Raw genomic sequence first — 16771 nt, forward strand, 5'->3', positions numbered from 1 at the left:
GAACCCCATGAGTACACCGCAGGTTGTTGTCATCACCGGAGCAAGCGCCGGGATCGCCCGCGCGACGGCGCAGGCGTTTGGAAGAAGGGGGGCCAAGGTCGGCCTGCTCGCCCGCGGGCAGGCCGGACTGGACGGCGCGAAGGCAGACGTTGAGCGCGCCGGCGGGCAGGCCTTGGCGATCCCCACCGACGTCGCGGACTATCACCAGGTTGAGGCGGCAGCCGCCGCCGTGGAGGACGCCTTCGGGCCCATCGACATTTGGGTCAATGTGGCCTTCACCTCGGTGTTTGCACCGTTCACCCAGATCACCCCGGACGAGTTCAAGCGGGTGACCGAGGTCTCCTACCTCGGCTTCGTCTACGGGACCCACGTCGCCTTGACGCGGATGACACGGCGCGGCCACGGCACGATCGTGCAGGTCGGCTCGGCACTGGGGTCACGCAGCATCCCGTTGCAGTCGGCCTACTGTGGCGCGAAGCACGCGATCAACGGCTTCACCTCCTCCATACGCACCGAGCTGCTGCACGAGAAGAGCCGCGTGCGCATCACCGTGGTGCAGATGCCCGCCGTCAACACCCCGCAGTTCTCGTGGGTGCTGTCCAGGCTGCCGAACCACCCGCAACCGGTGCCGCCGATCTACCAGCCCGAAGTGGCCGCCCGCGGCGTCCTCTACGCCGCCGACCACCCCGGACGCAAGCAGTACTGGGTCGGGGCCTCGACGGTCGGCACGATCTTCGCCAACAAGTTTGCCGCGCCCCTGCTGGACCGCTACCTGGCCCGGACCGGCTACAAATCCCAACAAACGTCGGATAAGGTCTCCGCGGACCGGCCCAACAACCTGTGGGAACCGGTCGACGGCGGCGACGGCCACGACCACGGCGCCCACGGCGTCTTTGACGCCAAGGCGCACTCAAGCGCCCCGCAACTCTGGTTCTCGCACCACGCCGGCCTGGCGACCGGTGCGGCCATGGCCGGAGCCGGCCTGGCGGTGACGCTGGCAATACGGGCGCTGCGAACATGAACGCCGGGGACGCGGGCGGCGGGAACACGACAGGCGCCGGGCGCGCCCGGCTGCCTGAAACAGGCCCCCCTGAAACGGGCCCGCTGGAAACGGGCCCACCGGGACAGGGACTGCCGGTACCGGGGCTGCCGGGTCAGGCAGGATACGTGACACCGGCAGGGTTGGCGGCCGAGCTGGCCGTCCAACGGATGCGTGCCCGGCTGCTGGGCGGGTACGGGCCGGGGGCAAGCGAGGCGACCGTCACCGCCGCGACCCGGGACCGGCCGGTGGTCGCCGGCCAGCCAACGGTTGTGGGGCTGGAGCAACAGGCACGACAGGCCGCCTGCGCACGCGGCAGCGCGACCACGTTTCTCAGGCGGTTGCTGCCCTGGACGCGGCGCATCCTGACTGTGGCCGGGGCCGCCCTGCTGCTTGGCCGTACCCTGGCGCAGGCCCGGCGCCGCCGCGCCGGCAGTCGCGGCTGAGGCCCCCGGGAGGGGACCCGGGAGGGCAACTTCCTATGGTGCCTCCCACGGCCGGGCCAGGCGCGCCGAGCACTCCAGCATGAGGGCATGGACGAACGCCTGCGGCAGGTTGCCGCGGAGCTGCCGCTGGGTGACATCGAACTCCTCGGTGTACAGGCCGGGCGGCCCGCAGGCCGCGCGGTTGCGTTCGAACCACCGGGTGGCAGCCACCTCGTTGCCTTGCTGGTGCTGGGCCAGGGCCATCGTGAACCCGCACAGCAGGAACGCGCCCTCGGCGTCTGCCAGCGGGCCCGGCCCCTGCCGGAAACGGTACAGGAACCCTTCCTGGCCCAGTTCGCCCTCCAGCGCCTCCAGCGTGGCAAGGGTGCGCGGGTCGGCTGCCTCAAGCGCGCCGCGGATGGGTGGCAACAGCAGGGCCGAGTCCAGGCCCGCGTCATCGGGGGCACGCTGCCAGCGCCCGCTTGGGTGCGTGGAACTGGCCGCCGCCTCCGCCAGGATCGCATCGGCCAGGGCAAGCCAGCTGCCGACCTTGGCCGAGGGTGCCCCGGCCGCGCTGATGGCCCGGAGGCCGGCGACGCAGATCAGGCGGCTCTCGGTCCAGTTCCTGTTGTCCAGCTCCCAGATGCCGGCCTCGGCGTCGTGCCACCGCGCCCCGATCGCGTCGGCGGCCGTCTCGGCGGCCCGCCATCCGTCCGCATCGAGGTGGTCGTGCCTGGCCGCCGCGGCCAGCAGCAGCAGGGACTCGCCGAAAGCGTCCAGCTGAAACTGCTCGCCGGCGTGGTTGCCGGCAACATCGGATCCGCCGGGGTAGCCGCGCAGCTTGAGCGCGCGCTCCTTGGGAACGGCCCCACCGAGGGTCGTGTAGGCAGGTTTCAGCTTCGGGCCGTCGGCCAGCAGCCGTTCGGCAACGAAGCGGACGGCATCATCCAGCAGGGGGTAGGGGCCGGCGGCCGCGACCGCCTCGCCCGTGAAGCACTGGTCCCGAATCCACACATAGCGGTAGTCGTAATTCCGGCCCTGTTTGGCCCGCTCCGGCAGGCTCATGGTCGCAGCGGCAACCATCCCGCCGCCGTCGCTCGTCAGCCCCCGGAGCACGGCGTAGGAGTGGCGGGCTTCTGGCGGAATGATTGTCTCCCCAAGATGGGGGACGGCGGCCTGCCATGCGGCCTCCGTGGCCAGCCATGCCCTGTCGGGATCGACGGGTTCCCCGGGAAGGGCGGCCTCTGACAGCTCCAGCACCAAGTCGTGGTGGCCACCGGCCGGCACGTTCAGGTCCATGACAAGGGTCTGTGCACCGTCACCGCGGTTGAGGGGGCGCGCGTCTCCTGCCCCGCTCCACCGCATCCGGACCGGGCCGCTCTGTCCGGTCCACACATCGCCGTCGCGGGCGAGGGACCGGGCGGCATGGTGCCCAAACCCCGCGCGCGCGTCCAGCCGCACGGAGACGCGGGCGTCGCCGTCGACCGCCATGACCCGGCGCAGGATGACGGCACGCCCGGGCTCGCCGGGAAAGGCCAGTGCCTCGCGGCATTCAATGATGCCGCTTTGGCCCACCCATCGGCTGCGCCAAATCAGGGTGCCTTCCTCGTAGTGGCCTCCCCAGACGAATGGATCGGCAGGGGTGACCGCGTAGCTGCCCCCGCCACCAATCAGCGACGAGAACACGGCGTCGGAGTCCCAGCGTGGAACGCACATCCACACGAAATCGCCGCGCGGGCCGATCATGATTCCGCGCTCGCCGTCGGCGATCAGCGAATACTCGCGCAACACGTGCGGAGGGAACTGCGGGTCCTGCTGTGTTGTCACCATGCCACCAAATCCTCGTCGTCCTTGTGTGTCCTGCCTGCGGAAGGCCCGCCGCGGCCGGCGGGCTAAATGCCGGCGGCGTTGGCGTAGAACTGCTGGTCCTCGCGCCAGCCGCCCTGCCCCATCCCGATGTCCTTGTAGTCTTCGACAAACTCGATGGCGCACACCCACTTGACCATTTTGAAGCCAAGCTGGGTTTCCAGCCGGACCCGCACCGGAGCCCCGTGTTCGACCGGCAGCGGCGCGCCGTTCATTTCCAGGGCAAGGATGGATTGCGGGTTGCGGGCCAGGTGCAGGGGGATGGTGCCGTAGAAGAAGCCGTAGCGGCCCTCACCCTCAGTCAGGCCCTTGTCGTCCAGGGCGTAGAAGACGATGTGCCTGGCCCGTTCCTGCGGGCCCACCAGCGCGATGATGCGCTCCAACGGCACCCCGCCCCATTCGGCGACGGCGGTCCAGCCCTGGATGCAGTTGTGCTTGGTGATTTGCGACTGCCCGCCAAGGCGCCGCAGTTCGCCCAGGGACAGGGACATCGGATGCTCGACCAGTCCGCCGATCGAGAGGCGGTAGCCGCTGAATCCGGACGCGGCGAGGCGCTCGTAGTCCGGTCCCGGCGGCGGGTAGCCGTTCACCCGGAAGTACGGGGAGATGTTCCTGCGGCGGAAGCGCTCGCGGGAGGTGAAGGACTTGGAGATGATGCGTTCGAAGGGGTTGACCACCACGCCCAGGAGGCGCTGCGTGCGGCGCCGGTAGCGCAGCGAGAACCACGTGATCACAATGTGGACGATGAGGATCAGGAAGAGGCCGGCACAACCGATGATGATCACCTCGGCACCGTTGGCGTTCTGGTCCGCCAGGACAATCCCGGCGGCCTCCCGCGGGACATTGTGCACCAGCACCATGAACACATGGAGGATCGTAAACGCCCCGAAGGCGACGAGTCCCAGGAAGTGCAGGCTGCGGGCGCCCTGCTTGCCGTGGAAGATTTTCCCGTACCAGGGAAAGCGGGCCAGCACCGACGGGGACATCGCAGCGCCCGTGAGAACCTGCAGTGGAGCAAGCACAAAGATGACTGCAAAGTAGGCCAATTTCTGGGCAGGCTCGAACGGTTCGCCGGAAATCTTCGCCGGAATCCGGAAGTGCAGGTAGGTGCCAATGGAGTTGATTGAATCCGGAATGATCGACCAGTGGGTGGGGACAAGATAGTGCCAATAGCCTGTGGCGAAGACCAGCACAAGGTACACCACCCCGGTGAGGATCCAGAACTGGACGCTCATGAAGTGCCAGTGCCGGCCCAGGCCCAGGTTCCTTTTCCCGGGCAGGGCAACCACCGGCGACCAGGCCTCCTCCTCGTCGAGCGACGTCCACGGCTTCCGTGCGTCCGCACCGTACATCTTCTTTGACAACCTGAGCCATTCCCGGCCCGGTGGACAGTCGTCGTGCCAATAAAGCTTGGGAAAGGCCGAGAGGACCTCCAGCCCGCTGCGGGCAAGCAACAGCAGGAAAAAGAGATTCAGGAAGTGCGTGACGACCACCCACCACGGAAAAAATTCAGGCATGGCTGCCGGTCCCTGGCCTAGTCCGTGTCCTTGGTCTTTTCCTGGCCGATGTGGAGTTTGCCCTTGACACGCTCGATGCCTTCCGAGAGCAGGGCCTCGGCGGAGTCGCGGATGACGCCCAGCTCGGAGGGGTCCCCCTTTAGCAGTGCTTCACCGGTGTTCCTTGCGAACTCGGCCGTGATGTGGGGCGGCAGCGGCGGCACGTTCTTGCTCGTGTACGCGTCGATGAGCGTGACTCCCTGGTTGGCGAAGGCGGTGTCCCAGGCCGCGGCGACGTCGCCGTCGTTTTTGAGACGGATGCCGGTGAAGCCGAGCAGTTCCGCCCACCCGGCGTAGTCGATTGACTCCACTTCCTGGGATGTCTCCCAGACAGGGTTCGCGTCTTCGGTGCGCATCTCCCAGGAGACCTGGTTGAGGTCGTTGTTGTGCAGGACCATGATGATGAACTGCGGGTTGTCCCATTCCTTCATGTATTTCTTGATCGTGATGAGTTCATTCATGCCCAACATCTGGAACGCGCCGTCGCCGATCGTGCAGATCACGCAGCGGTCGGAGAACGCGAACTTTGCCGCCACCGCGTACGGCATGGCCGCCAGCATGCTCGCCAGCCGTCCGGACAGGTCTCCCATCATGCCGCGTTGCAGGCGGATGTGGTGGCCGTACCAGTCTGCGGTGCTGCCGGCGTCGGCGGTGACGATGGCGCGGGGCGGAAGGCGCTTGTTGAGCTCGTGGTAGACGCGCCGCGGGTTGACGCCGTCCGGGTAGCTGAGCATCGCCTGGGCTTCCATCTCGTTCTCCCATTCGACCATTTCCCCGGCGATTCCCTCCTGCCACGAGAGGTCGGTCTTGGCCTCAAGGTGGGGGATGAGGGCCGTGAGGGTCGCTTTCACATCTCCCCACAGGTTGAGCTCGGTCGGGTACCGCAGGCCCATCTGTTCCGGCTTGAGGTCCACCTGGATGGCCCTGGCCTGCCCGCTCGCCGGCAGGAACTGGCTGTACGGGTAGTTGGTGCCGAGGAAAACCAGCGTGTCGCAGTCCTTCATCTGGTGCATGCTCGGCAGGGATCCGAGCAGGCCCAGCTGCTGGCTGTGGTAGGCAACATCCGGCGGGACAACCTGCTTGGCGCGGAGCGCGGTGATGATGCCCGCCCCGGCAAGGCGCGCCGCCTCCAGCACCTCGTCCGTGGCGCCGTTGGACCCGTGGCCGACGATGAAGGTGACCTTGCGGCCCGCGTTGATGATGCCGGCCGCCTTCACAATCTCGCTCTCCGGGGGAACGATGGAAATCGACGGGGCGACGGCGCTGGAGCGGGAAACCCAATTCGCCGGGGCGAGTGCCTTGAACTTCATGCCCTGCACATCGTGCGGGAGGATGACCACGGCCGGCCCGAGGCGCACCCGTGCGGTGCGGAACGCCGTGTCAACCACGGCCTGGGCCTGCTCGGGTGAAACGATGGTCTGGACATACACGGCAACGTCCGCGAGGCTGCGCTCGAGGTTGTTCTCCTGTTGCGTGAACGTTCCCAGAGAGGCCAGGCCCTGTTGACCGACGAAGGCGACAACAGGCTGGTTGTCCATCTTGGCGTCGTAGAGCCCGTTCAACATGTGGAATGCCCCCGGGCTGGACGTGGCGACGCACACCCCGACCTCGCCGGTGAACTTGGCGTGGGCGGTGGCCATCAGCGAGCAGATCTCCTCGTGCGTGGGGCGGACGTACTTCAGCCCCTCACCGTCCCGTTCCGCCTTGCCCAGGGCGCCGTCGAACTCACCGATGCCGTCGCCCGGAAACGCGAACACCCGGCTCACGCCCCACTCCCGGATTCGCTGGATCACAAACTCGCTGACGGTTGCCATGTCAAATTCCCTTCACGTCTTTTGGTGGCCGGCGTTTGCCCGGCGGTGCCCCGATGCCCGGTGCGCAGTGCGGGCCGAACTGCCTCGTGTGAACTAAATTGTCGGCGGCCTTGGACTGCCCGGCGGACAGGGGCATAAACGTAGTCTTTAGCCGGGCCCGTGAATCCAGTAGTGTCAAAAGTCCCGCGGCGCCGGATTCGCGCTGACATCCGCCGCGCCCCGGGGAACGTGCCCGCCATGTGCCACCGGCCGCCAAGGGGAGGGCATGATGTAGTACATGAGTGAACCGGTTCCCCCCAATGCCCAATCCGACGGCGCCCGGCGCGCCTTGGACGGGGGCCCCGCCGCCGGTTCCCCCGCTGGCGGTGCGGGTGCCGGTGGACACGCTGCCGGTGCCGCCGCCGGTGGGCCGGGCATCGCCGGGGCGGCCCGGGACGCCCGGGGCGGGGTGTCCGGCGTCGTGCCTCACCACTGGGGCGCCCGGCCACGCAGGCGGCTCATTGCTGAGGTGCTGCTGGTCCTGGGGCTTTCACTGGGGCAGTCGGCCGTGTATTCGGTGGTGCAGCTGCTGGACAAGTTGTCCCGGGCGCCCATTGCGAAGGGCACGTCCACGCTTAACGTGGTGCGCAGCAGCAGGGAGTACTTCGACCTGACGTACCAGCTGCTGGACATCTTCTTTGCCCTGGTCCCGGTGCTTCTCGTGCTGTACCTGCTTGCCGAGCCCGGGAAGTCGGTGTTCCGCAGGATCGGGCTGGATTTCCGGCGTCCCTTCCGCGACGGGCTCGGCGCCCTGGGCCTGTTGGTGGTCGTCGGGGTGCCGTCGCTGGGGCTGTATGCCGTCGGCCGGGCCATGGGGATCACCACTGAGATCATTCCCAGCGCCCTCCACCAATACTGGTGGACCATTCCGGTGCTGGTGCTGTCCGCCATCCACAACGGCCTGCTGGAGGAAGTGGTCATGGTCGGCTGGCTGCTGGACAGGCTGGGGAAGATCGGGCTTTCGCCCCTTGCTGCCATCCTGCTCAGCTCGCTGATCCGCGGCAGCTACCACCTGTACCAGGGCTTCGGCCCGTTCTTCGGGAACTTTGTGATGGGCCTGCTTTTTTGCTGGTTGTATAAGAGGTACGGGCGCGTGATGCCGCTGGTCGTGGCACATTCCCTGGTGGACATTGCCGCCTTCACCATGGGACCGGCACTCGGCTTCGGGTAGCCGCAGCCGCCGGCGGGCGTCGTTGCCCGGGTCCACCGGCATTGGTGGTGCGGATAAGGTGGGCCGGCGGTTGCCGAACCCGCATGATCTGCGCCGCCGGTTTGACGCACCCGCCTGCCGGGCACGCAAACGGCACCCGCCACCGCAAGGGTGGGTGCCGCCGCAAGGGCCGGTCAAATCTTAGATGGTGACCAAACCACGCGCCGTGTCAAAGGTGACGGACATGATGCCGGGGGTGCCGCGCGGGGCGATCCACTCCACAGTCACGTCCTCCAGCGGCTGCTCCACCGGCTCGCCCAGCCACTCGGTCAGGCGCTCGGCGCTGCCGGCAATCGTCAGGGATGCCAGGCGCACCGTGGACGGGCGGGCCAGGGACGGGTGCAGGGCGGGATCGCCCTCCCACTTGAGCATGTACGGCACCTGCGGGTCGGCGATGAGGCCCTTGATGCCAATCTGCTGCCACACGAGTTCACGGCCGTCGGGGAACTTGCGGTTTCCCGGGACGGCGCTGCGGCCCAGGCGTTCCTCGAACGCGGAGAGGTCGTCGACGGCAACGCACCAGCCCATCCAGCCGCCGCCGGCCTGGGACCGGGCACGGACGGCCTGGCCGAACGGCGCCTTGTCCGACGCGGGGTGGTCCAGGACCTCCACCACCTCAAGGTAGTGGTGGTCGGTGAGGGGAATGATCATATTGCGGGTGCCGAAGCGCGGGTGCACCCCGCCGCGCACTGCCTCGACCCCGAGCGCGGTCGCGATTCGCTCCGTGGTGGCAGCCAATCCATCGGATTCACAGGCGTAAGAAACATGGTCCATTCGCATGCGTTCATCTTGGCACTTTGTGATCGACCGCTCGACTTAGTGTCACCTAACACAGATGGGATGTCCTGTGACTGGGGGGATCGGCGGCGGGGCGTTGTGGGGCAGAATTGAGGCGTGACTGAAACACCAGCAGCAAGTTCCCCCGCCCAGCCCGGCCCTGCTTCCCCCGCCCAGCCCGGCCCTGCTTCCCCCGCCCAGCCCCCGCTGCGGCTGCCGGATGCCGCGGCCGTGGAGGCCCGCATCGCAGCCGCCATCGCCGACGGCCTGGGAGTCCGCGCGGCCCAGGTGCGGGCCGCCGTGGGCCTGATGGACGACGGCGCCAGCGTCCCCTTCATTGCCCGGTACCGAAAGGAGGTGACAGGGACGCTCGATGACGCCCAGTTGCGCGAGCTGGAGGAGCGGCTGCGCTACCTGCGCGAGCTGGAGGCGCGCCGGCGGACGGTGCTCGAAGCCATCCACGGGCTGGGCAGGCTGACGGCCCAGCTGCGGGCCGCCGTGGAGGCGGCCGCGACGAAGTCGGACCTGGAGGACCTGTACCTGCCCTACAAGTCCACCCGCAGGACCAAGGCGGACGCCGCCCGGGAAGCGGGTCTGGAACCGCTGCTGGATGCGCTCCTGAGGAACCCCGCGCAGGCGCCGGCCGTGGCCGCGGAGGCGTTCCTCAACCCGGACCATGCGGTGGCAAGCGCCGACGACGCCCTGGCGGGCGCCCGCGCCATCCTGATCGAGCGGGCCGGGCAGGACGCCGCCCTGGTGGGCGAACTGCGCGAGCGGCTTTGGAAAACAGGCCGGCTGCGGTCCTCGGTCAAGGCAGGGAAGGCCGCCGACGGTGAAAAGTTCAAGGACTACTTCGACTTTGCCCAGTCCCCGCACTCGCTGCCCAGCCACCGCGTGCTGGCCCTGCTCCGCGGCGAAAAGGAAGGCGTGTTGACACTGGACCTGGCCGAGGCGGATCCCCGCGATGCCGAGGCCCAGGCGCAGGCCCGCACCCGCTACGAAAACGCCGTGGCCCACGCCCTTGGCATTGCCGAGTCCGGCCGCGCTGCGGACACCTGGCTCATGACCGGAGCCCGCCTGGCCTGGCGCACCCGCATCCTCACCCGCCTGTCCGTGGACCTGCGCGTCCGCTTGTTCCAGGCTGCGGAGGAGGAATCCGTGCGGGTGTTCGCCGCCAACCTCCGCGACGTCCTGCTCGCCGCGCCTGCCGGCAACCGTGCCACCCTGGGCCTGGACCCGGGCCTGCGCACGGGTACCAAGGTGGCAGTGGTCGACGGCACCGGCAAGGTCACCGCCACCGAAACGATTTACCCGCATGCCCCGGCCAGGCGGTGGACCGAGGCACTTGCCACGCTGGCGGCCCTGTGCGAACGCCACCACGTGGAACTCATCGCCATTGGCAACGGCACGGCCAGCCGGGAAACCGACAAGCTGGCAGCCGAGCTCCTCGCGGAACTCAAGCGGCGGGACCCGGGCCGCACGGTGGCCAAGCTGGTGGTCTCCGAAGCGGGGGCGTCCGTCTACTCGGCCTCCGCCCTGGCCGGCGCCGAGCTGCCCGGCATGGACGTGTCGCTGCGCGGCGCCGTTTCGATCGCCCGCCGCCTCCAGGACCCCCTCGCGGAGCTGGTGAAGATCGACCCGAAGTCCATTGGCGTGGGGCAGTATCAGCACGACCTAACCCCGGCCAAGCTGGAACGATCGCTGGCCGCCGTTGTCGAGGACTGTGTGAACGCCGTGGGCGTGGACCTGAACACCGCCTCCCCGGCGCTGCTGGCGAGGGTTGCCGGCGTGGGACCCCTGCTGAGTGAAGGCATCGTGGCGCACCGCAACGACAACGGCCCGTTCACCAAGCGCCGCGACCTGCTCAAGGTTGCCCGCCTGGGCCCGAAGGCCTACGAGCAGTGCGCCGGCTTCCTGCGGATTACCGGGGGAGCGGAGCCGCTGGATGCCTCAAGCGTGCACCCCGAGGCATATGGCGTGGCACGGAGGATCCTGGCTGCCGTGGGGGCGGAAGGGGCCGAAATTTCAGGCGGCGTGCCCGCCGTGGCCGCCGTCAACCCGCAGGACTTCGTGGACGGCGCCTTCGGCCTGCCCACCGTGGTGGACATCGTGGCCGAGCTGCAAAAGCCCGGCCGCGACCCCCGTCCCCGCTTTGAGACGGCCACCTTCACCGAGGGGATTGAGAAGATCACGGACCTGCGCCCCGGCATGATCCTGGAAGGCACCGTCTCCAATGTGGCCGCCTTCGGCGCGTTTGTGGACATTGGCGTGCACCAGGACGGCCTGGTCCACGTCTCCGCCATGAGCAGCAAATTTGTCTCCGACCCCCGCACCGTCGTCAAGTCCGGGCAGGTGGTCCGCGTCAAGGTCCTTGAAGTGGAGCCGGACCGCAAGCGCATCTCCCTCACGCTCCGCCTGGATGACGCGGCCACGGCGGGGGAGCGGCCGGGGAAGGCCGACGCCGGCTCCGGGACTGAGGCGCGCCCCTCGCCGCGCGCCGGGGGCGCGTCCGGGTCCGGCTCCCGCCAAGCCCGGCCGCCGGTGCCGGTGCCGGCGAACACGGCCATGGCCGAGGCCCTGCGCCGGGCCGGGCTCAAGCCCTGACGCCGCGACCGGACGGCAGCGGCTGCATTCAGCGCGCGAAGCAGCCGCTGCCGTCCACTGACACTGGCCGTTAATTCGGTCCGGCTCACCATTTGCGCGTTTTGTCCAGCACATGTTCGGCAGGGGTCACAATGCCGTCACAATGTTGCAGCCCGGCGGAGCGCTCTCGCACACTGGTAGCAGGTCATGAGTGCCAGCGACAAGCCCCGGCTCGCTGGCCGGCAACCCTCCTTCCGCGGCGGGGTGCCCCGGGTGAAGACCTGGCGTTGGGCCAACCGGCACCAACGCAAGCGTGGGCCGCAGCTTCCACCCCCGCCCCGACGTCCCCGGACGCCAGGGTGCGGGAACCGGACGGCCTCTAGTGTGTAAGGAGCTCACAGTGAGCAACGCCTGGTCATTTGAAACCCGTCAGATCCATGCCGGCCAACAGCCCGATGCCGCCACCGGCGCCCGCGCGCTGCCGATCTACCAGACGACGTCGTTCGTTTTCCCCTCCACGGAAAGCGCCGCCGCGCGGTTTGCGCTGGCCGAGCTGGAGCCCATCTACACGCGCATCGGCAACCCCACGGCCGACGCCGTCGAGCAGCGTGTCGCGAGCCTGGAGGGCGGCGTCGGTGCACTCCTCCTCGCTTCCGGGCAGGCCGCCACCACCTTCGCCATCCTGAACCTGGCCGAGGCCGGGGACCACATTGTCTCCAGCCCCAGCATCTACGGCGGCACGTTCAACCTGCTGGCCCACACGCTGAAGAAGCTCGGCATCGAGGTCACGTTTGTCTCGGACCCGGACAACCTGGACGAATGGCGCTCCTCCGTCCGGCCGAACACGAAGGCGTTCTTTGGCGAGACGGTCTCCAACCCGCGCCAGGACGTGCTGGACCTGGAAAACATCAGCGCAATAGCCCACGAGGCAGGCGTGCCCCTGATTGTGGACAACACCCTGGCCACGCCGTACCTGATCCGCCCGCTGGAGTGGGGCGCGGACATCGTGATCCACTCGGCCACCAAGTACCTGGGCGGCCACGGAAACGCCATTGGCGGCGTGATCGTGGACGGCGGAAGGTTCGACTTTGCCGCCAGCCCGGAGAAGTTCCCCGGCTTCAACACCCCGGATGAGAGCTACAACGGCCTGGTTTACGCCCGCGACCTCGGCGTGGGCAGCGCACTCGGGGCCAACCTGGCCTTCATCCTCAAGGCGCGCGTGCAGCTGCTGCGCGACCTGGGCTCCGCGATTTCCCCCTTCAACGCCTTCCTCATCGCCCAGGGCATCGAGACGCTGAGCCTGCGCGTGGAACGCCACGTCAGCAACGCCGTCAAGGTGGCCGAATGGCTCGAGGCCAACGAATTCGTCGAGGCCGTCGCCTACGCCGGCATCCCCTCGAGCCCCTGGTTCGAGCGCGGCCGGAAGTACGGCCCGAACGGCACCGGCGCCGTCGTCTCCTTCGACATCAAGGGCGGCCTTGACGCCGGCAGGCGCTTCGTGGACGGACTGGAACTCCACTCGCACGTGGCCAACCTGGGCGACGTCCGCTCGCTGGTGATCCACCCGGCCTCGACCACCCACGCGCAGCTGAGCGAGGAGCAGCGCCTCGCCGCCGGAGTCCGCCCCGGCCTGGTGCGCCTGTCGGTGGGCCTGGAAGGCGTCGAGGACATCATTGCCGATCTCGAGGCCGGGTTCCGGGCAGCAAAATCGGCGTGAGCGCCTTGGATCGGCTGGCAGCGGAGGATCGCGTGTTCACTCCCGGGGCCCCCGTCCCGGACTCGGCGCCTTGGTCCGCGGCCGTCGGGCAGGGAGGCGGCGTGCTGCGCTCCGTGAACATTGGCGCCCTGGCCCTGGAGGCCGGTGGCGAGCTGCCCTCGGTCACGGTGGCGTACGAATGCTGGGGGACACTGAACGGGGACGGCAGCAACGCCGTCCTCATCCAGCACGCCCTGACCGGCAGCACCCACGTCAGCCGGGGCGACTCCGAGGAGGACGGCTGGTGGGAAGGGCTCGTGGGCCCCGGGGAGGTCATCGACACCAACCGCTACTTTGTGGTGGCCGCGAACATGTTGGGCGGCTGCTACGGGACCACCGGGCCCTCCAGCATTGCCGCCGACGGCGCGCCCTACGGCTCCCGCTTCCCCTTCGTGACCATCCGCGACTCCGTCCACGCAGAGGCCCGCCTTGCCGACGCACTGCGCATCGGATCCTGGCACGCGGTCATTGGGGGTTCCATGGGGGGTGCCCGCGCCCTTGAATGGGCCGTGACCTTTCCGGAACGGGTGCAGCGCTGTGCCGTGGTGGCGGCCTGCGCCGCCAGCACCGCCGAGCAGATCGCCTTCGCCCAGGCACAGGTCCTGGCCATCCGCCAGGACCCCAACTTCGCCGGCGGCGACTATTACGACGGCGCGGCCCCCACCTTGGGCCTGGGGCTGGCCCGGCGGATCGCCCACATCACCTACAGGTCCGAGGCCGAGATGGGAGCCCGTTTTGGGCGCGCCGTCCAGCCGGGCGAGGACCCGCTGGGCGACGGCCGACTGCGGCCCTCCACTGGAGGTTCCGTGGCGGGGCGCTACCGGGTGGAAAGCTACCTGGACCACCAGGCACACAAGCTGGTCACCCGTTTTGACGCCAACAGCTACGTCGCCATCACGGAGGCGCTCATGAGCCACGACGTCGCGAGGGGGCGCGGCACGCTGCGGGAGGCGTTGGCACCCACCGGTTGCGTGGAATTCCTGGTGGCCGCCGTCAACAGCGACCGCCTGTACTTCCCGGCGCAGTCCGAGGAACTGGCGGCGGCGCTGCCCGGCGATGTGAAGGTGCGGCGCATCGACTCCGCGATCGGGCACGACGGCTTCCTGACCGAAGTGGCCACTGTCGGTGAATTGCTCCGGGAGTCATTCTTCGCGGACTAGAAGTTCCTGAAGATCGCCTCGCGGTGGGCGGCGTATTGGTCGGCGGTGACCTGGCCGGCGCGGCGGGCGGCGTCGAGCGCGTCCAGCTGGCGCTTGAGTTCGGCCTCGGCCTTCATGCGTTCGTTGGCAAAGCCCATGGCCTGCTGGCCGTGGGCGGCTTCATAGCCCTTCATCGGGATCCCGTTGAGCAGGGTCACACCGGCCGGGACCTGCGGCGGCTGCGGCCCTGTGCCGGGCCTGGCCTGCTGCACGGTGCCGGGCCGCGGAGCGGCCGCGTACGGGGAGTCGCTGCGTGCTCGCTTGCGGCGTGAGGCGGCCCTGGCGAAGTTTGCCAGCAGGATCGCACCCAGGAACACGAGGATGAACCAGGGCTGCATCCCGCCGGAACCGGACGATGAGGCTGCCACCAGTCCGGCAGCTGCGGGATCGAGCACAGTCGGCACAATGCACCACTTTCATCGCTTGTTTCATCGCTTGGACGCGCAAGCTTCGCGCTTCCTTCCATCCTAGTCTGCCGGGGGCATTTCCGTCCGGCGGGAGCCGCGGTGCGGTCGGGGCCGCACCACGCGGGCCGCCACAGGACGTAAGGGCTGCTGGTGGGCTCCCGCTCCGCGGTGGCGCCGGCGCAGGGGTGGCGGGCCGATCCGAAACCGCATACGCCGCTGCAACAGACTTTCGCCGTCACCCCCGGCAACAGCCGTTCACCGGGTATGGAGGCTCGGGCGCCGGTGGATCATTGCCACCGGCCGCCCAGCGCACCCGCAGGACGGTGCGCCTGGCCGCGCTCCGGCACGCCCGGCAGCCGGCCATGCCCGGATGGCCGTCCCGGCCCAGGCCGGGCTCAGCCCCGCGGCGTGCCGCCGGGCCCGGGCTCAGCCCCGCGGCGTGCCGCCGGGCCCGGGAAGGCTGTACCCCGGCTGTTCGGGCCCCGGCAGGCCCGAGCCGAAGCCGGGACCAAAGACGGGCCCGGCCGTGGGACGCTTGGCCGAACGGCCGTCGCCCGAGGACTGGTGGCGCAGCCGGCGCAGCACCCAGGGGACGAGGAACTCGCGCGCCCACACCAGGTCCTCTGCCCGGGCCGCCTGCCACTTCTGCGGGGGCAGCGGCTTGGGCAGTTGGGGGAGCAGCTGGTGTGGCACGTTCAAGGCGTTCAGCGCCACGATGGCGATGTTGTGGTGTCCCAGCGGCGAAAAGTGGAGCCGGTCCTCCGCCCACATCCGGGGGTCCCTCAGCTGGCGCATGGACCACATGTCGGCCACGACGGCGTCATGGCGGGCGGCGATGGTGCGCAGGTTCTCGTTGTAGATGGCCACGCGCCCGCGCACCATGCCCAGCACCGGGGTGTCCCGGATGTCCGGTCCGTTGAACAGCAGGACGGTGGCACCGGCGTCGGACATCCTGCCCACGGCGGCGTCCAGGCGCTCGGCCAGGGCATCGGGGTCTGAACCGGGCCGGATCAGGTCGTTGCCGCCTCCCGAGATGCTGATCAAATCGGGCTTGAGGGCCAGCGCGGGTTCCAGCTGCTCGTCAAGGATTTGGCGCAGGAGACGGCCCCGAATGGCCAGGTTGGCGTACTTGAATTCCTCGCTGCCGCGGCCCAGTTCCTCCGCCAGCCGGTCGGCCCAGCCGCGGTGCCCTCCGGGGCTGCTGGGTTCGGGATCCCCGACGCCCTCGGTAAAGGAATCGCCGATGGCAATGTAGCGGTTCCAGGGGTGGCGGGGCGCCTCCCCTGCTCCCGGGCGGCGTGATGGTTGTGCATCGGTAAATTCACTCACGCCTCCATACTGCCCTTTGGCGCCCGTGGAGCGCCACCATGGGCCCTCACCTGGCGCCGCGCCAGGCCCCGCGGACCCCGGCGCGGGACCGCCGGTTCGTCCCCGGCAACACGGACATGAAACGATGGTGCGCATGAGCGAATCCCCGAAGGTATTGTGGTCCCGCCCCGAAAGCGAACGGGCCGGCACGCCCCTGCTCGTCCTGTTCCACGGCTACGGCGCCGACGAGGCCGACCTCTTCGGACTGGCCGGCCAGCTCCCCGCCGAGTTCACTGTGGCCTCCGTCCAGGCACCGCTGCAGGCCGGCCCGGGACGTGCCTGGTTCCCGCTGCGCACCGACCTGTCCTACACGCTGGACTCGGTCACGGACGCGGCAGCCGGCGTCGAGGCCTGGCTGGACTCCGTCCGCGGCGCGCACACGTCGGTGACACTCTTCGGCTTCTCCCAGGGCATGTCCATGGCCACCACGCTGCTGCGGCACCGGCCCGCTGACTATGCGGCTGTCGTCGGACTTTCAGGATTTGTGGTGGAGGTTGACGGCCACCCCTACTTTGACGACGCAGCCACGGCGGCCGCGAAGCCGGAAGTCTTCTGGGGCCGCGACCAGGCCGACCCCGTCATCCCCGCCTCCGCCGTGGAGTACACGAACACCTGGCTGCGCGCGCACACCGAGCTCACCAAGGTGCTTTACACGGGCATCTGGCATGGCATCAACGCCCAGGAAATGGCGCATGTGGGCGAGTTCCTGCGGCACAAGGTGCTCAACTAGGC

General features: G+C 69.1%; 13 protein-coding genes and 1 riboswitch. Of the genes, 7 read left to right on the forward strand and 6 right to left on the reverse strand.

The window, feature by feature from the left end; translation table 11 throughout:
• Window positions 1–7: 7 nt before the first annotated feature.
• A complete protein-coding gene (locus G6034_RS07075; protein WP_176634406.1) occupies window positions 8–1021 on the forward strand; it encodes an SDR family oxidoreductase in 1014 nt (337 codons plus the stop codon).
• A gap of 146 nt (window positions 1022–1167) precedes the next feature.
• Window positions 1168–1485, forward strand: a complete 318-nt coding sequence (locus G6034_RS07080) for a hypothetical protein (RefSeq protein WP_176634407.1) — start codon at window positions 1168–1170, stop codon at window positions 1483–1485.
• Between the two features lie 33 nt (window positions 1486–1518).
• Here G6034_RS07080 and G6034_RS07085 read toward each other — a convergent pair whose 3' ends face one another.
• From G6034_RS07085 to G6034_RS07095, 3 genes are all read right to left on the reverse strand, one after another.
• Complete coding sequence (locus G6034_RS07085; RefSeq protein WP_176634408.1) at window positions 1519–3294, reverse strand: glycoside hydrolase family 15 protein; 1776 nt, start codon at window positions 3292–3294, stop codon at window positions 1519–1521.
• A gap of 62 nt (window positions 3295–3356) precedes the next feature.
• Window positions 3357–4847 (reverse strand): molybdopterin-dependent oxidoreductase, encoded by a 1491-nt coding sequence (locus G6034_RS07090; RefSeq protein ID WP_176634409.1) that lies wholly within the window; start codon window positions 4845–4847, stop codon window positions 3357–3359.
• Window positions 4848–4864: 17 nt separating this feature from the next.
• Entirely contained in the window at window positions 4865–6700 is a 1836-nt protein-coding gene (locus G6034_RS07095) for a thiamine pyrophosphate-requiring protein (RefSeq protein ID WP_176634410.1), read from the reverse strand.
• Between the two features lie 277 nt (window positions 6701–6977).
• Between G6034_RS07095 and G6034_RS07100 the strand changes: the two genes are divergently transcribed.
• Window positions 6978–7910, forward strand: a complete 933-nt coding sequence (locus G6034_RS07100) for a CPBP family intramembrane glutamic endopeptidase (protein ID WP_218063680.1) — start codon at window positions 6978–6980, stop codon at window positions 7908–7910.
• 180 nt (window positions 7911–8090) lie between these two features.
• Here G6034_RS07100 and G6034_RS07105 read toward each other — a convergent pair whose 3' ends face one another.
• Complete coding sequence (locus tag G6034_RS07105) at window positions 8091–8729, reverse strand: VOC family protein (protein ID WP_176634411.1); 639 nt, start codon at window positions 8727–8729, stop codon at window positions 8091–8093.
• A gap of 210 nt (window positions 8730–8939) precedes the next feature.
• Between G6034_RS07105 and G6034_RS07110 the strand changes: the two genes are divergently transcribed.
• The 3 genes from G6034_RS07110 (at window position 8940) to metX (ending at window position 14225) form a co-directional block, all read left to right on the forward strand.
• A complete protein-coding gene (locus G6034_RS07110; protein ID WP_425485477.1) occupies window positions 8940–11330 on the forward strand; it encodes a Tex family protein in 2391 nt (796 codons plus the stop codon).
• Between the two features lie 182 nt (window positions 11331–11512).
• Window positions 11513–11629: riboswitch (SAM riboswitch) on the forward strand.
• Window positions 11630–11709: 80 nt separating this feature from the next.
• The gene (locus tag G6034_RS07115) at window positions 11710–13026 is read left to right on the forward strand and encodes a bifunctional o-acetylhomoserine/o-acetylserine sulfhydrylase (RefSeq protein WP_176634413.1); all 1317 of its coding nucleotides are present in this window, start codon (window positions 11710–11712) and stop codon (window positions 13024–13026) included.
• 101 nt (window positions 13027–13127) lie between these two features.
• Window positions 13128–14225, forward strand: a complete 1098-nt coding sequence (gene metX, locus G6034_RS07120; protein WP_343037980.1) for a homoserine O-acetyltransferase MetX — start codon at window positions 13128–13130, stop codon at window positions 14223–14225.
• Here the strand turns inward: metX and G6034_RS07125 are convergent.
• A complete protein-coding gene (locus G6034_RS07125; protein WP_176634414.1) occupies window positions 14222–14668 on the reverse strand; it encodes a hypothetical protein in 447 nt (148 codons plus the stop codon). The genes metX and G6034_RS07125 overlap by 4 nt on opposite strands.
• Before the next feature lie 429 nt (window positions 14669–15097).
• Window positions 15098–16000, reverse strand: a complete 903-nt coding sequence (locus G6034_RS07130) for an SGNH/GDSL hydrolase family protein (RefSeq protein ID WP_343037970.1) — start codon at window positions 15998–16000, stop codon at window positions 15098–15100.
• Window positions 16001–16124: 124 nt separating this feature from the next.
• Between G6034_RS07130 and G6034_RS07135 the strand changes: the two genes are divergently transcribed.
• Entirely contained in the window at window positions 16125–16769 is a 645-nt protein-coding gene (locus G6034_RS07135) for an alpha/beta hydrolase (protein ID WP_425485473.1), read from the forward strand.
• The last annotated feature ends 2 nt before the right edge of the window (window positions 16770–16771 follow it).

The sequence above is a fragment of the Arthrobacter wenxiniae genome, assembly GCF_013376105.1.
GTDB classification, from domain to species: domain Bacteria; phylum Actinomycetota; class Actinomycetes; order Actinomycetales; family Micrococcaceae; genus Specibacter; species Specibacter wenxiniae.

Bases quoted from the DNA above. Each gene is read 5' to 3' on its own strand.
- G6034_RS07075 (WP_176634406.1), top strand. From the start codon at position 8: ATGAGTACACCGCAGGTTGTTGTCATCACCGGAGCAAGCGCCGGGATC.
- G6034_RS07085 (WP_176634408.1), bottom strand. From the start codon at position 3,294: ATGGTGACAACACAGCAGGACCCGCAGTTCCCTCCGCACGTGTTGCGC.
- G6034_RS07090 (WP_176634409.1), bottom strand. From the start codon at position 4,847: ATGCCTGAATTTTTTCCGTGGTGGGTGGTCGTCACGCACTTCCTGAAT.
- G6034_RS07095 (WP_176634410.1), bottom strand. From the start codon at position 6,700: ATGGCAACCGTCAGCGAGTTTGTGATCCAGCGAATCCGGGAGTGGGGC.
- G6034_RS07100 (WP_218063680.1), top strand. From the start codon at position 6,978: ATGAGTGAACCGGTTCCCCCCAATGCCCAATCCGACGGCGCCCGGCGC.
- G6034_RS07105 (WP_176634411.1), bottom strand. From the start codon at position 8,729: ATGCGAATGGACCATGTTTCTTACGCCTGTGAATCCGATGGATTGGCT.
- G6034_RS07135 (WP_425485473.1), top strand. From the start codon at position 16,125: ATGGTGCGCATGAGCGAATCCCCGAAGGTATTGTGGTCCCGCCCCGAA.